Origin of the sequence: Methanosarcina vacuolata Z-761, assembly GCF_000969905.1 — an archaeon.
Taxonomy (GTDB): Archaea; Halobacteriota; Methanosarcinia; order Methanosarcinales; family Methanosarcinaceae; genus Methanosarcina; species Methanosarcina vacuolata.
Window position 1 is genome coordinate 3,146,673 of sequence record NZ_CP009520.1, and the last position, 15,219, is coordinate 3,161,891.

14 protein-coding genes are annotated in these 15,219 nt (G+C 35.2%); 3 read left to right on the forward strand and 11 right to left on the reverse strand.

Going from position 1 to position 15,219, the window contains the following annotated elements:
- Positions 1-33: 33 nt before the first annotated feature.
- A complete protein-coding gene (locus MSVAZ_RS12980) occupies positions 34-252 on the reverse strand; it encodes a type II toxin-antitoxin system HicB family antitoxin (protein WP_048121584.1) in 219 nt (72 codons plus the stop codon).
- A 674-nt stretch (positions 253-926) separates the two neighbouring features.
- Between MSVAZ_RS12980 and MSVAZ_RS12985 the strand changes: the two genes are divergently transcribed.
- Positions 927-1,133: a type II toxin-antitoxin system HicB family antitoxin gene (locus tag MSVAZ_RS12985; RefSeq protein WP_048121586.1), complete on the forward strand. Its 207-nt coding sequence runs from the start codon at positions 927-929 to the stop codon at positions 1,131-1,133.
- Positions 1,126-1,341 (forward strand): type II toxin-antitoxin system HicA family toxin, encoded by a 216-nt coding sequence (locus tag MSVAZ_RS12990; RefSeq protein ID WP_048121588.1) that lies wholly within the window; start codon positions 1,126-1,128, stop codon positions 1,339-1,341. The genes MSVAZ_RS12985 and MSVAZ_RS12990 overlap by 8 nt, the downstream gene beginning before the upstream one ends.
- Before the next feature lie 516 nt (positions 1,342-1,857).
- Here the strand turns inward: MSVAZ_RS12990 and MSVAZ_RS12995 are convergent.
- From MSVAZ_RS12995 to MSVAZ_RS13025, 8 genes are all read right to left on the reverse strand, one after another.
- Complete coding sequence (locus tag MSVAZ_RS12995) at positions 1,858-2,877, reverse strand: PDDEXK nuclease domain-containing protein (protein ID WP_048121590.1); 1,020 nt, start codon at positions 2,875-2,877, stop codon at positions 1,858-1,860.
- Positions 2,878-3,120: 243 nt separating this feature from the next.
- Entirely contained in the window at positions 3,121-4,890 is a 1,770-nt protein-coding gene (locus tag MSVAZ_RS13000) for an IS1634 family transposase (protein WP_048119006.1), read from the reverse strand.
- 790 nt (positions 4,891-5,680) lie between these two features.
- Positions 5,681-6,586 (reverse strand): DNA adenine methylase, encoded by a 906-nt coding sequence (locus tag MSVAZ_RS13005; RefSeq protein ID WP_232316094.1) that lies wholly within the window; start codon positions 6,584-6,586, stop codon positions 5,681-5,683.
- A gap of 2 nt (positions 6,587-6,588) precedes the next feature.
- Positions 6,589-7,518, reverse strand: a complete 930-nt coding sequence (locus MSVAZ_RS13010; protein ID WP_048121592.1) for a hypothetical protein — start codon at positions 7,516-7,518, stop codon at positions 6,589-6,591.
- 10 nt (positions 7,519-7,528) lie between these two features.
- Entirely contained in the window at positions 7,529-9,700 is a 2,172-nt protein-coding gene (locus MSVAZ_RS13015; protein WP_048121594.1) for a hypothetical protein, read from the reverse strand.
- A gap of 1 nt (position 9,701) precedes the next feature.
- A complete protein-coding gene (locus tag MSVAZ_RS20475) occupies positions 9,702-9,842 on the reverse strand; it encodes a hypothetical protein (RefSeq protein ID WP_157206090.1) in 141 nt (46 codons plus the stop codon).
- Positions 9,843-11,450 (reverse strand): ATP-binding protein, encoded by a 1,608-nt coding sequence (locus MSVAZ_RS13020; RefSeq protein ID WP_048121596.1) that lies wholly within the window; start codon positions 11,448-11,450, stop codon positions 9,843-9,845. It abuts the gene before it with no gap.
- A 4-nt stretch (positions 11,451-11,454) separates the two neighbouring features.
- Positions 11,455-12,510: a hypothetical protein gene (locus tag MSVAZ_RS13025; RefSeq protein ID WP_048121598.1), complete on the reverse strand. Its 1,056-nt coding sequence runs from the start codon at positions 12,508-12,510 to the stop codon at positions 11,455-11,457.
- Between the two features lie 515 nt (positions 12,511-13,025).
- On the opposite strand from MSVAZ_RS13025, the gene MSVAZ_RS13030 reads away from it, so the two are divergent.
- Positions 13,026-13,868: an MBL fold metallo-hydrolase gene (locus MSVAZ_RS13030; protein ID WP_048121601.1), complete on the forward strand. Its 843-nt coding sequence runs from the start codon at positions 13,026-13,028 to the stop codon at positions 13,866-13,868.
- A gap of 275 nt (positions 13,869-14,143) precedes the next feature.
- Here MSVAZ_RS13030 and MSVAZ_RS13035 read toward each other — a convergent pair whose 3' ends face one another.
- Together MSVAZ_RS13035 and MSVAZ_RS13040 are read right to left on the reverse strand one after the other, a co-directional pair.
- A complete protein-coding gene (locus tag MSVAZ_RS13035) occupies positions 14,144-14,485 on the reverse strand; it encodes a HepT-like ribonuclease domain-containing protein (protein WP_048121603.1) in 342 nt (113 codons plus the stop codon).
- A complete protein-coding gene (locus MSVAZ_RS13040) occupies positions 14,482-14,772 on the reverse strand; it encodes a nucleotidyltransferase family protein (protein ID WP_048121605.1) in 291 nt (96 codons plus the stop codon). Before MSVAZ_RS13040 ends, MSVAZ_RS13035 begins: the two co-directional genes overlap by 4 nt.
- Between the last annotated feature and the right edge of the window lie 447 nt (positions 14,773-15,219).

A 15,219-nucleotide genomic window follows, 5' to 3' on the forward strand; every position in this document is an offset into this window, starting at 1 on the left:
CTTTTTGCTGGGAAGAGGCACTATTTTATCCATTCAAAACTCAACTTTGACCTTCTGTATCCCGACAAAATCAAGATGTTCCTTTTCTCCCTCTTCGGCTTCAACCTCAAGGTACAGCTCAATTGCTTCTTTTATTCTTCTGTTTAATTCGTCAAGACTCTCTGCCTGTGTATGACATCCTGGAAGTTCAGGCACAGAAGCTACATAGACTCCATCTTCGTCCTTTTCAATAACTACAGTAAATTCTCTCATTGACTGGCCTCGTCTTTCAGATATAAATCATATTCCAATGATTTTATTTATAGCTGTGTTAACTTTCTCGTTTACTCTTTGCAGGTCTGTTTTCAGGAAGAGGATTATATGGAAAAGCTGATTTCAAAGAAGTCTTCAGATCTATTTCTGTAAAAATATATTTCCCGCGCCTACTGCTCCCCTCTTCCACGCCTATGGTTTTTTAGTTTTTGATCCTTCACCAAATCGATCTGCGACAGAATCTCTAGTGTCGAGTCAATCATCAAGGATTCAATAATTCCGAATAATTGCAATCGATTTTATACGACATTTTGTTGTTGACTCAACACTAGATCATGAAATTCTCAAACCGGACCACTGAATGCAAAATTTCTGATAGCGACCGGGAATTCCTAAGATACTTGTTAAAAGCTTAAGGAGGGGGTTCTGGAATTTACTGGGAATATCTGTTGGGGAACTATTTACAGAGAGGTTAAAGAAATCAAAATCAGGTACAAACAGCAGAAGGATAAGATACAGGCAAAAATAGATGCGCTGAATAAAGCAAAAGAAAAGATATAAAGATGTCACGGTTTGATTTTTCAGGGTAAAGGCTGGAAGTCTGCCGTTTATCTACAACGCTAAAATCATCAGAGGCAGAGTATATTAAATATCAAAATTACCAATTATTCTTTATGCGGTTTACAATCAAACTTGAAGAATCTGAGGACGGAGGCTATACTGCCCAGTGCCTCGAAATTCCTGCTGCTATTAGCGAAGGAGATACTAAAGAAGAGGCACTTGAAAACATTAAGGAAGCTATTCAGCTTGTCTTGGAAGTAACAAGAGAGCAAGCTCAGGTACTGGGAGAAATCGCTACTGTGGAGGTTTCAGTTGGCTAAATTGCCTTCGACTTCCGGAAAAAAGGTTATAAAAGCTCTCGGAAAATTGGGTTTTGTCGTTGTAAGGCAGAAAGGAAGCCACGTAATTTTGCAAAGAGAATCAAACCTGGTCACCGTACCACTTCACGACCCTATTAAAAAATCTACATTAAACGCAATCCTGAAACAGGCTGATGTTTCACTTGAGGAGTTGCTTGAGCACCTTTAATTTTAAGTAACTTTTTTGAACAGCTTAATTTTGTGCAAGATTTGATTGACTGAAACGGGGATTTTCGATTGCCTTCAGATGGGACAACGCAGAGTATATTTCAAATAGACTACCTAATTATTTCTGTAAAAATATATTTCCCGCGCGTACTGTTCCCATCTTCCCCACCTACCGTTTTTTAGTTTTTGATCCTTCCCAAACCGATCCGCGACAGAATCTCTAGATCGTGAAATTCTCAAACCGGACCCCTGAATGCAAAATTTTTGATAGCGACCGGGAATTCCTGAGATACTTGTTAAAAGCGTCCGGAAGTGGTTTTGGAATTTACTGAAAGTCTCTCTTGAGGAACTGGGTGATGTGAAGGAGGTCATTTGAACTTTCCGGAATCAGGGAGTTTGAGAATGTTCTAAGGATGCAGGAAAGGAAGAAGGAGGAGAGGGGAAGATTTGGCGGGATTTTCTTACTTTGGTTTTAGATGGGGATTGTGTTTTGATTGAAATGGAAAAACTGGCTTCTTTACTTTATTTCCTCCAAGAATTTCGAAATTTCTTCAGGAGAAGGTAATTTTCCTTTGAGTTTTTCTGGCAGGGTAGAAACGATTCTGTACTCAGCAACTCCAATCGGCTTGTTTGATTCGCGAAGAGCATATTCTACAATGGTTTTGTTTCTGGATTTGCAGAGGATGATGCCAATAGAGGGATTTTCGTGGGGTTGCTTTACAAAATCGTCCAAGAGGGCCAGATAAAACTGCATTTTTCCTATGTATTCTGGGAAGAATTTGCCAATTTTAAGTTCTACTGCGATGAGACAATTTATAGCCCGGTGGAAGAGAAGAAGATCGATGAAGTATTCTTCATCTTCTACCTGAATGCGGTACTGACTGCCTATAAAGGCGAACATTCCTCCCATTTCACGAAGGAAAACTTCCAGTTTTAAGAGAATTTCCTTCTCCAATTCCTTTTCTGAGTGTTTTTCCTCAAGTTCGAGGAAATCGAATATATATTCGTCCTTGATTGCTAATTTTGCCTGAGATTGAATTTCTGCTGGAAGGGTTGTTTTAAAATTCGTCTGGTTGAGCAGAGTCTTTTTGTATGTATCGTTTTCGATCTGAACTATCAGAACGTTTTTTGTCCACCCGAATTTTCGGGTTGTACGTAGATAAAACTCGCGTTCAAGGTCATCTTTACATTTTTCCATAATCACTATATTATGAGTCCACCCAATTTCTCGCACCAATGGTGCGAGTTTTTGATTATCAGTATATGTGAGATAAAACATCCTCATGCGCCAGATATTTGAAGCAGAGAAACCCCTTACCCCCGGAAACTCCTCTTTTAGGTCTTTTGAAAGCTGGTCGACAACGGACTTGCCCCATGTCTCACTTTTTTGCCTTTCAACAATCAACTTTCCAATATCCCAGTAAACTGAGATCAATTCCCTGTTTACAGCTTTTAAAGCCTCGTACTGACCTTTAAGGATTCGATTTTTGATTTCCCCGAACAGTGTCTTATATTCAGAAGTTCCAATATCTTTCATATAATCACCCCCTGAAAAAATTACATAAATGAGTTCTATCTTTCTCTTTTATTTACATTTCGACCCCCTTTTAATTTTTCCACCGAATTTTCGTAGACTTTGTAGTATTTGCCCCTTTTTGGATTCTAATTGGTTGAAAATATTCATTAGTTCATCTTCCCTCTATTGAATTCAACCCAAAATTCCATAGCTTCAGCTATGGAATTTGATTTTTATGTTCTACGTGCTTTACAACTAAGGGGATTATCCTGTTTCTGAGTGAAGTCCCAACAGCTCTAACAACTTGCACAGATGATCTGCTTTCCCAGACTTTGAATAAATAATATGTTCATCCCCTACAGTGACAACACTATGCAGTGAAAATAACCTTAACAATTTATCCGCAGTAGGATTCACTAAAGGTCTTCCAGCAAAATCAATTAGTGATGGCTCATTTTCATTTTTAAGGTTCATTCTGGTGATAACCCTCATCAATACCCTTATGAGCAGTGAAACATGAAGCAACATCATCAACGCATCAATACGCTCAGGTTTTTCTAGGAAAATGGTAGATACCATAGTAGGTTTTTTCAATTCTTCAAAATTGGCTTCGATAACTCTTTGTTTTTTGTAATCCTGAAGTATCTGCTTATTGTTTTTTTCATCTGCTGGAATGTTGGTAATTAAAACAAAGGATTCTTTGTCCTGTTTGTACTCTTCCACACGCTTCTCATTTTCGGTCAATTTATCCAGCTTGACTACAAATTTTTCAATAATAGTAGGAGGCTTTTGATCTTTAGAAGGTCTTCCTCTCGACCTTTTTTCTGTGACTATTTTTTCAACACTGAGTTTAATGTCAAGCAATGAGTTTTTATGCTTCTTAAGGAACGCACCAATTTCTTTTTCTGCGTCTGGTTCACAGGAAAATGGTTCCTTAAACGACTTCTTTACGTCATCCACAATCGCTTGTTTCTCTTTTTCAATACTCTTTTTTACTTTGCTTTCCGCATCATCACCCTTGATCACAACCAATCGAAGCTTATTTTTATAGATAGTTTTCACAAAACCTTGAGCATCATATCTTGCAGCTCGTTTTGATTTTTCATCTTCACAACAAATTCCAAGATATTCCCAATCATTCAGCAAATAAGCTTTTTTTATCGCTTTTTCAGCAATTTTAGAGTTAAAATTGGAAGGACAGTGAGATATAAATCTTATTGGATCTTTATCTCCGTATATAATCTCTATATTCTTTTTGTTAACCAGTTTTGAATCTGCTATAAATGTATAGCCACCACAACTATCACCAAAAAGTCCCTGCAAATATTGTATTGCACTCTTAAACCAGGTACTATCTGCAGTATTTCCATCCAGTGTTTGTTCATATACTGGAATCCCATATTCATCTACAAGCATTCCAGTCATAATTTGCTTCATTTCAGGGTGCTTGTCTTTACTGTGTCCATGAGTTACATTCAACCCTTCATAACCTTCCTGTTCACAGACCTTACATTCTCCGTAAAATACATGGGATGTTGTGTCTGCATGAAGTATATGGCTAACAGGGATTTTGAAATTCACATAAGAATTGGCTGCTATTCTGCTAAATAATCCAGTACTACCTGCCTCAGCAATCCGATCCAGTAATTTCGCAAGATGATCATCATTGAAATCAGTACGTAGATAATTCCCACCAAAAAGAAGCTTCAAGTCAAGACCTTCAAGTGCTTCTTCAATGCGGTAAAGAGGACATCTTTTATCATTTCTTAAAAAGGGAGTTAAAATGATACTTCTTGCAAGTGTTGCAGGAGAAACTGACCACTGATCTTTATCCCATCTAACATTATCATTGATGATCTCGTCAAAGCCGAGTATGTCAAGAAACTCGCGGCAAACGATTAAAACGAAAGGTGTTTCCGTTTTTTGGGAGAAAGTTTTGGCATTTAAAAGGTGGGATATTTTTTTAAAATTCTTAGTACCTTTTGCAGAAGGAGAAAGCTTTTTGGTTTTTGCTTTTTGATCCGTTTTTTTCATGTAAGATATTATTTGAAAGATATTATTGAAAAAAACTTTGACAAAAAATCCATTTGATGTCGTAATCAATATGATAAAAAAATAAATTATGTTTAATTTTTAAGGGGGGGTCGAAATGTAAACTTTTACAGGCGCATTCAGTCGTATCTGCCTTTACGCATAATTTCCATTTGTTTTGTAGCAAATTTCTCGCACCAATGGCGCGAGATTTTAAAAGTTTACATTTTCAGTTTCTTTACGTCTCATTTAAATTTACTCAGGTAAATTATTTGTGACTAAAATCCACGTTCAGGAATTTCTTGACTGAGTTTGAGGTCTGTGAATTAGAGGTAAATTAATTATTAATGTTCACGCTGGCTCACAATCGAATAAAAGTCAAAACGGTCTGGATATTTCTGTAAAAATATATTTCTCGCACGTACGGCTCCCTCTCTCCCCACCTACCGTTTTTTCCAAAATCATGGAATTCTCAAACCGGACCCCTGAATGAAAAATTTTTGATAGCGACCGGGAATTCAGAAGATACTTGTTAAAAGCTTAAGGAGGGGGTTCTGAAATTTACTGGAAATATCTGTTGGGGAACTGGTTGATGTGGAGGAGGTCATTTGAACTTGCCGGGATCGGGGAGTTTGAGAATGTTCTAAGGGTGCAGGAGAAGAAATAAGAGGAAAAATGGGAGAGTTGAGGGAGGGTTTTGCTTACTGAGGTTTTTATGCAGGAGGTGAGGAGTGAAGGTCTGCGGAAAGTATTTTATATATTTATAAGTAGTTGAAATTGTGGAATTATTATTTCATATGATTACAGTAGAAGACTCTAGTTCTTTCAGATCAAATTTTTCAAGTGTATTGGTGCGATTTTTTTCAGACACATCATAGTTTGTGATCAAAAGCTCGCTCCCTCTTTTTAATTTTTCTTTTTTTACATTAGTCATTCCATATGCTAAATTCCAAGGAGTTATATGTGCAAAACTAAAAAGGTCTCTTATTTCAGGCGAATCATCACAAGTTAAAAGCCACTTATGTTTGCATTTTTTTACATCTTCAGCAAATTTTTGATGGTCAAAGCTGGTGTGCAAATTGCCATTTATCCCGTACAATTTTGAATTTTTTGACGTTAAATATGGAGGGTCTAAGAAAATAAAGACATTATCACCGGGTTTATTTAATAAATAAGTATAATCATTGTTTGTAATCTTTACGCCATTTAACAGATTTGATAATGGTACTAGTTTGTCAATCATTGAAGATGTAAATCTTTTGTCATACGATTCTTGAGAGTAACCTCCTGAATCAATAAGTCCCGAGAATGTGATCCTATTCAAAATGAAGAATCTAATTGCCCTCTCAAATTCACTCCATTCACAAGTTTTATTTCTATAATATTTGAAAAGATCTTTACCTGAGTTGAACTGATTTTTCATTGAAATTACAGCGTCTTTAAATATTTCCCCATCTTCTTGTAAAAACTTCCAGAAATAGTACAAGTCAGAATTTATGTCGTTTATTGAGAAATTAGTGCAATCCGGCATTTTTTGTTTGATTGCAATAAATACCGATCCGCCGCCCACAAAAGGTTCTCTAAAATTCTTAAAGTGCGGAGGTACAAAATCCAAAATTGTTTTTAAAGCTTTAGATTTTCCTCCTGGATACCTTAAAACAGAACTCACTCTAGAACGCATACTCATCTTCGTCTTCATCTTCATTTCTTTTTTTTTGCTTTATCGAGTTCTTCCCATAATGCACTATTTTCTGCTATCTTGAATAAGGAATTACTTATTGCGTTTTGATAACAAATATCAGCAAATATGAAATTGGTTAATTCTTCTAAACTGTATACATAGTTTTTATGGGTATATAATATATTATTGCAAAAAGAATCAATCTTAGTTTGATCCTCAAAAGAGAGGTTTCCACCGAATACTTTCCATAATAAATAACTAAGTTTCTCTTCAGAAATCATTCCTTTTTCTTCATCATAAATATCTAACCAACTTTTCCCTTCTTTTTCATTAAATTTGTATATTCTTCTTGTATTTTGGGGAAGATTAACTAATCTGGCAAAAACTGAATTAACAGGGCTTTCTCTGGTCTCGTCAGGAATACTGTACTTAAAGCCTTCTATTGAGTTATTTAAGAACTCTATTGTCTTTAAAATAATTTCATGAATATTTTGAATGGCTTTTTTTCCATTTTTTCTATTAAGAGGTGTTTTTTCATGAAAAGATCGAAGGGCAATCAGAGAGAGAATAACAACTTTTTCCTTGTCGGTCAACTTTTCTCCCCAGCTTATATCATATTTATATTCATCTATATCATCCATCAACTTTGTTAAACTTATTTTATCTAAGCGCCTTTCTACTTCCCAAACACCCTTCGCAGTCATGACATATTTAGACAAATCATTTCCACATCGAATGAATCCTCTTTCTATTAATTCATTAATAATTTGAGGATCTGCATTTTCGGAAAAAACTGCAGAGTTATCCAAGTTCTGCATTACATTATTTTTTCGTTCTCTTAATAGGGTCAAAAAAATAGAATCTTTATGTACTTTGGCCGTGCTGGATATCTTTTTTGACAGCTCATCATAAAAACTCTCTTTCAAAACCAACAAGCATTCTTCTGACATTATTGCACCATCAACAGAGCTCTTCAATCGTTAAATCATTATCGACAGCTTTTGCAAAAACTGCCATTAATATTTTATTCTGTTTGATTTGTTTTGCAAGAATATTTTGGATAGGCTTAAGAGAATTAGAGTCCATAGTTGCACCTTCATCAAAAATAACAATCATTCTCCTTTTATCATCTTCTGGCCTATTTAGTATTGCTTGAATATACATACTCATTGATTGACCAGTACTGATGTCTTTCATATCAATTTCCCTGCCATCTTCAAGCAATATCGATTTATTTAAAAAATCGATTTTAGTTGGTTTCAGGAACTCGTCAATATAAGGAAATTCTGGTATTTTATTTGCAAAATAATGTGAAATCGCTTCATTATATTGCTTTTCAATCTCTGAGTTTAGTTTATCTCCTTTGGATATCTTATTGATAATTTCATCATACTTAGCAAAATTTTTGTCAAGCGTATCAATCAACTTACTTAGACGATCAATCTTTGTAGCGTGTGAATGATATTTGTGAGGCTCTTTGCTTTCTAATGTTTTTAATTTATCCTGCGTTTGTACCTTTATATTTAGGATCTCATTTTGTTTTCTTTTGTGCTCTTCTAATTTTTTTCCCCTGTTTTGGATTTCTATTATAAAAGATTCTTCACCTTGCATGAAAACATTACTATACTTTGGATACTGAGCAAGGATTTGTTCTCTTTTATTAATTATTTCTCCTGGGTCCGAATTTTCATCGATAACCATATTATTTTTCTTTGCTAAGTTTTTGTAGTAATCTATTTTTTCGATTATAGGCTGAAGCTCTTGATTTATCCCAGCAATGTTATTATCTATTTTTTCATCATCATTTTTAAGTAATGACCTATCTCTTTTGTCAGACAGCATTCTTAGACTTTCTAAATCCTGTTGTAAATTTTCAATTTCCGATTCAGTTTCAGATATTATCTCCAGACAAGTATGCAAATCATCATAAATATATTTAAAAGTCTTGTTATTATCATATTCCTTTTCAAGTAGTTGTATAAACTCGTCTATACTTTTATCAAAACCGGGAATTGAGATTTCTATAGACCTGTATTGCTTAAATACATTTATGAGTTCCTGATAAAATGAGCCCTTCTTCCCAGATTCCCGGATATTTTTTTCTCCAAGATAATTATTTATTTTTTTCTTAAAGAATAGAAACTCAGAACATATTTTTGAGTTTACTGTATATGTTTTTATACATTCTTCCCACTTGATAGCTTTTATCTTGTCTGTATGCAGTTTCACTTCGTCCAAACCACGATTGATAAAAAGCTGTTCTAAAGTGCAACTTAAGTTATAAACTGATTTTTTTATTTTATTTATATTTGATACAATTTTTTCTTTTTTATTTTCATATTGCGTATTGAATCGTTTTACATTAGTACGATTTTTAGATTTATTTTTGTTTTCTATATCAATAGCCTGCATTAAATATAGTGAGTTTTGAATATACTTCTCAAATTCTCTCAGCGACAAATAAAGTTCCAAAATACCGATTTCTTCTTGAAGCTCTTCAGTTGCATCATTTATTTTTGTTTCTTTATCAGTATACTCAGATAGAATAAATTTCAATCTTTCAATTTCTTGATCATTTCTTGAATGCGCAATTTCTGATTTCACTTCCCCAAGATAATTTCTAAAATTAGATATTTTGTAATGATATCTATTTTGTTCGTTCTTAACTTCACTTAATATTTCTGTAATATGATTCAGAGGATCTTCAGGAATATCATATACTAAAAAATATTTCTCTTTGAATGTTTGCAAAGGGATATACGTTTCTTTGTCGTCGATTATTTCTTTAATTGTGATGTCTTTTGAAACAGGATCTTCTTTAGATGAGATTAGTTTGATTTTACCGTCTTTGCTTGTGAGAACTAGATTAAAAGTATAATCTTGATTTTGACGTGAAGCCATATATTGTATATCTGATCGAAGAGATTTAGAAATCCGACAATCTGAATCTTCAAGTCTGTCTCCATAAAGTGCAAGAGCAATGATATTTAAGAATGTGCTTTTTCCTCTTGCATTAGGGGCTTTTATATAAACGGCGTTGCCATTTATTTTTCTTAGCTTCGGATCTGTATTAAATATACGCTGATGATTCTCCCCTTCTTTTCGTAAAATCTCGTACTCTACTTCTAGCACACTACTCCTCCATCACATCTAGTAATTTTTCAAGTAGCTCCTCCTCAAAATATCCCTCTGAAATTAATTGCAACACTTTGACTTGTTTGTCGTCATCTATAAGCTTAGATAAAAGCGAAAGTATCGATACATCTGTATCCATTTAACTCCCTCTCTTTATTACACCAGCAAAAGCCAATGGAAACTTTAACATTTTTAATTGCGACATCTCATGGATATTTGCAACAGCAAAACCTTTTTCCAAATTTTGGATTTCACTATCAGAGATATTAATTCCGTGAGTTCTAGCAATTCCTGAATCGGATTTAAAGAAAATTTTAGTATTGATAACGTTAGAAAGCCCTCTTGGAATATCGCTAGGATTTTGTGAAGAGAAAATTACACCAATTTCTTGACTCCTACCTTGGCGGCAAATGGTATCTAAATCCCCAAGTGCTTCTTTAGAACTCTCGGTATTATAAAATTGGTGAACTTCATCTATTATTATAAGAATAGGAACATTACTTCGGTTAGAACTTTTTAAATCAACAATCTGATGAAGTAAATGTCTTAGTAATACAGAGCCAAATGTTTTTGATTTTTCATCTTCTAAATCAATTACAGACATCATCCCATGCTGGAGTATATCTTTTCCACTCAATTTGTAAGCTTGCGAATCGTCAAAATAAGCTCTTGCGATATTTAAATTTCTCAAAATATTAGATGCTGTTCCTGGAGCAAGAGGTGCAATCCCAAAATCTCCTCTAGCAAACCTTATTGGAAAACGATTTCTTTCATCTTCTCTTTGGTTAATTTCAGTGAACCAATTAACAAAGTTATTAAAAGTTATTTCATTTGCTTCGTTTGTTTCATATCTTTCCTCACGCCAATATCTGAAAATATCAGGTAGATATTGTGCTGCAATATCACTAATGGATTGAAGTATTCCGTTGAGAGCTTCAGGTTCTATTGTACGCACATCTAAGGAAATTGATTGTGTTATAGTTGGTGTTACCCCTCGAGTTGGTTTGATAGTAGTTGTCGCAGGATAATATACTTTGAAATTATCGACTTTGCGTTCTTTTTCCCCAATAAATTTCCACTCCTTTCTAATATCCTCGTTCAAGTGGTTTGAAGGCTTATCCATTTTCAAAAAGTCAACATCTTTCACATTTATTGCAAGGACTGCTCCTCCCTTGTCAACGAAATGTTGTGCAAGATATTTAGTAGCTACTGTTTTTCCGCTTCCTGTTTTACCACATACCAAAGTCTGGTAGAAAAATAAATCACTTGGAAGATAAGTGTACAAAAAATTGTTGTTATCATCTACTAGAACTTGATTTTTGTTGCCGTGTACTGTTGCAAGAAAAACCTTTGGACCTCTTTTTGTGTTTTCATCCAACTTATTATGTCCCATAGCGATGTCAATCTCATCCTGATTTGAACGCCTTGCTACTGAAAGGATATCAACAACATTTACTTTACCGTCAGTTCTCTCGTTGAGATCTTTAATAACACGTGCAGATATTATATTTTGCCATTTTAAATCAGCTTTTATTTTTCCTAAATCCATGTCCACAGTCATTGGTGAAGGACTATATGGATACTCTTGACTGCTTTCCTCAACTTGTAAAACAAAAAGAGGTTTATTTTCATTATCAGTGTCAATTATAGTTAAATAAGAACCTTTTGGAAGAAGGCCAGATGTCCCTCTTTTGGAAACAAGTTTATATCTATTATCCCTGTCAGGAGCTACCACAATCCATGTCATTTTCTCACCTAAATCCTCTCGCTTGATTCATAGTCGGTTGAAATGTGGATTCCAACATAATTTTGTTCAAATTATACATTTTCTTGTTTTCACGTGCAAACTTTTCAGCAATTACAATTGGTCTTATTTGAGAGTTTTTGGTTTCACCTTGAATTAAATAGAAATAAAATATGACATCCATTAACTGGGTTACTAATTCCTTGTGTATATAGTAGGTTGTAGGATGAAATTCGATTCTTTGGGGTGATGCCTGAAAAGGTTTTATGTAACAGAATACTTTGGAGTTTTCAGGGACCACTTGATCGGTATACCTAAAAAAATTAGTTCTTTGGCCTATACCTAAATAGTTATGTGCCCAATGCATATCTGAATTAAACTTTCCATTCAATTCCAGGGTATTGTCAGTAACGAGATTACTCGAGCTATTTTTTACAACAAATATTGGAATGATGTGTTTTCGCAATAATTCCGCATTCAACTTAATATTGAATCCAGTCATTTGTTTTCCAACGAAAGGACCGTCGATGAAAAGGATACAGTTCTCTGGTACGTTCGATAAGATAAACTTATTTCTATCGCTTGCGTAATCTCGTTTAAATACAACTTCTATCTTGTCTTCATTATCCATAGATTCGACATCAGCTGTTTGAACAACATTAGCATCTTTTAAATCACTATTTTTTTCTAATAGAAGCTTTGAACGAGTGTAAAAGTTAAAAGATAAACATGTGGATGCTAAGTAATCGTCGTCATCTATCATTATGAGAGAGTGACATGTTAGGTATCCAGTACCCTCTAAAACTTGAAATACATCAAAAGACTCATCGTAACCTAAAAACATATACTGATTAATAAGATTCTTTCCTTTCAAAGCATCTAAAGCAATATTGTTAAATTCCTCTTCTAGAGTTAGTTTTCCCGAACTAGAGTGGTAGTCATCTTTTACGATGTTTGGAGAAATAGGTATTTGTGGCAAATCAATATCTCTTTTTATGGACTCCACTTTTTCTTTGAATTGAGGATGAAGAAAAAAGTTGTTTGAAAAATGTATCTTCTCCATTTTATCCTCCAAAAATACTTAAAAATAATCACTTGTTTATAGAAATAAGTATGTTATCCTAAATATGTCTTGCGAAAAATCTTGTATTTTCCGAATTAATTGTGTTATTTACAATATGTAAAGTCATATATTTCAATAGGTAATTTCGGAAGATCCAATAGATAACCATGAAAGTTTTGGAGGCTATGGAGAAAGCAGCGAAGCTATAACTGGAATAACAGACCACCGATAAAATAATTTAGAAGAAGCCGCTTTTTCTTTTTATAAAGAATTCCTTTTATCTTTAATGATTTCCTTATTTTCCCACAGAACCACGTGCAGTACTAAGGAATGATTTAAGTATAATACCAAGGTATTTGTTGCCAAGAATCATTATTGAGATAATGAAAGTATGGATCAATTTCTGAACTGCAAATTTGAAGTTATATTTTTATCATTCCTAAACTCAACTCTCAATATTTTTTCAAGTATTTGATAATAATACTATTATACCCCGCAGGCAAAATAAACACTTTATGAAACTCACCGTCCTTGTTGATAATAACACCCTTATTGACAGGTATTTCTTTGCCGAGCCCGGTTTGTCTTTTCTGCTGGAGGATTCAGGCATACGAGTTCTTTTTGATACCGGGTATTCGGATATCTTCCTTACAAATGCCCGGAAAATGGGGCTTTCACTTCTGGACCTTGATTATCTGGTCCTATCCCACGGGCACCTGGACCACACCTGGGGACTCGAACATCTGGTACGTTTATTCACAGAAGCAGGGATAGAAAGGCTTCCCAGCAGACCTCCGGTTCTCATTGCCCATCCCCTGGCCTTCGAAAGCAAAAAAACTGAAGAGATAGGGGAAATCGGAAGTCTGTTCACTCCCAAAAAGCTTTCAGAACACTTCAGGCTACAGCTCTCAAGTACTCCCCTCTGGCTGAGCGAGAAGCTCGTTTTCCTTGAGGAAATCCCCAGGAAATTCACTTTTGAGGCAGAGACAGCTGTCGGATATGTGCAGGACAGCGAGGGGAACAAAATTCCAGACCTCCTTCCGGATGACACGGCACTCGTATACAGGGCAGAAGCAGGGCTCGTAATCATCACGGGCTGTTCCCACTCCGGGATCTGCAATATTACCGAATATGCAAAAGAAGTCTGTGGAGACAGCAGGGTCCTTGATATAGTAGGTGGCTTTCATCTTCTGGAACCCTCAGAAGAACGGATGCGTGGGACCCTTGAATACCTTAAAAAACTTGATCCCGGCTGCGTGCATGCCTGCCACTGTACGGACTTAAACTCAAAAATCGAGCTTTCAAAGGTTTGCAGGCTTAAAGAAGTTGGAGTTGGCCTGCAGATTGAGTATTTTTAACGATTTATTAATTCTCTTCTTCTTTTCTCTTTTTTACTTTGCTTTCAATCAACTTTTCGGATAAGGTCAAGAATAAAAAGTAAACGCGATATCAATCAACAATTTCTTCAAAACTCAACTCCCCGGCAGCTAAAGGATGCAGGAGAAGTTTGGACTCATGGAACTTTTTTATAACTATGTCAATTTTTCTTGAAACTTCCGGAGTGTAGTATGCTTCTATGCAGAGTAGAGAATCATTGCATTTCTTGAGACCATAGGGAGAAAAACATATTCAATTATTTCTTTAACTCGTTAACTAACATTTTAATTCTGCTTTCAAGCACTGGAACATCACTTACTATGGTATCCCATACAAGGCTATAATCCACATTAAAATAGGCGTGTATTATTCTATCTCGCATACCTGATATATTTCTCCAATCTATATCAGGAGCTAAAGCCCTTATATCTGCAGGAACAGCTTTTGCAGCTTCACCTATTATCTCTAACTGGCGGACAACTGCGCTTTTTGTTTTCTCATCATTCAGAAAAGTTTCTCTGCCCATTCCCTCAGTGAAATCTTGTATAGCTACAGCAGCGGACATTATCTCGGAAAGATAAAGGAGAGGGGATCTCATACCGGTACCAGCTCTTTTAACACGTCATCTTTCATCATCGGGTGGAGAGCTCTCTCTGAAACAACATCAACTGGAACTCCAAATAAGTCCTCAAGATAATATCCAAGTCCCACAAGGTGTAAGAGGGTAGCTCCTTCTCCAAACCTCACAAGGACATCAATATCACTTTCTTTTTTTTCTTCGCCACGTGCGTACGAACCGAAAACTCCCAGGACTTCAGCTTTGAACTCTTCTTTTATTTCGTCCTTTTTTTCTAAGATAAGGAGCCGGATCTGGTTAACATCCATATATGTTCCTCTGTATCCCACAATGTTTGTTTCTACCCACTTTTACGTTAATCTACGTTTGAGTGATCTTTCCGCGTATAAAGTACTGTGTCCTTTGCATAATATATAATCTGCTGTATTACAAATTTGTACTTCTTTTTCCGCTTCCATTTTTCGGAAAGACCGGTCACTACATGACCGTAAACGTAGCCGGGGTCAAGTTTTTGGTTAATTCATTCCAGTCGCGAGGTTAAAGTTTCATCTCCAGAAATCGGATAATAGACATATTGCCCTATTCGATATGCCCTATTCTGCGTCTGAACTTAAGGTATATACTATCAAAGTATAATTATAATGCATTAATAATTGATCTTCTCATCCGAGTTATAAATATTCGCTATAGAATAAGCATTTATATCAGAAAAAGAATTTTAGACTCTGTTTACGTCATTACCTCTATTCACAATA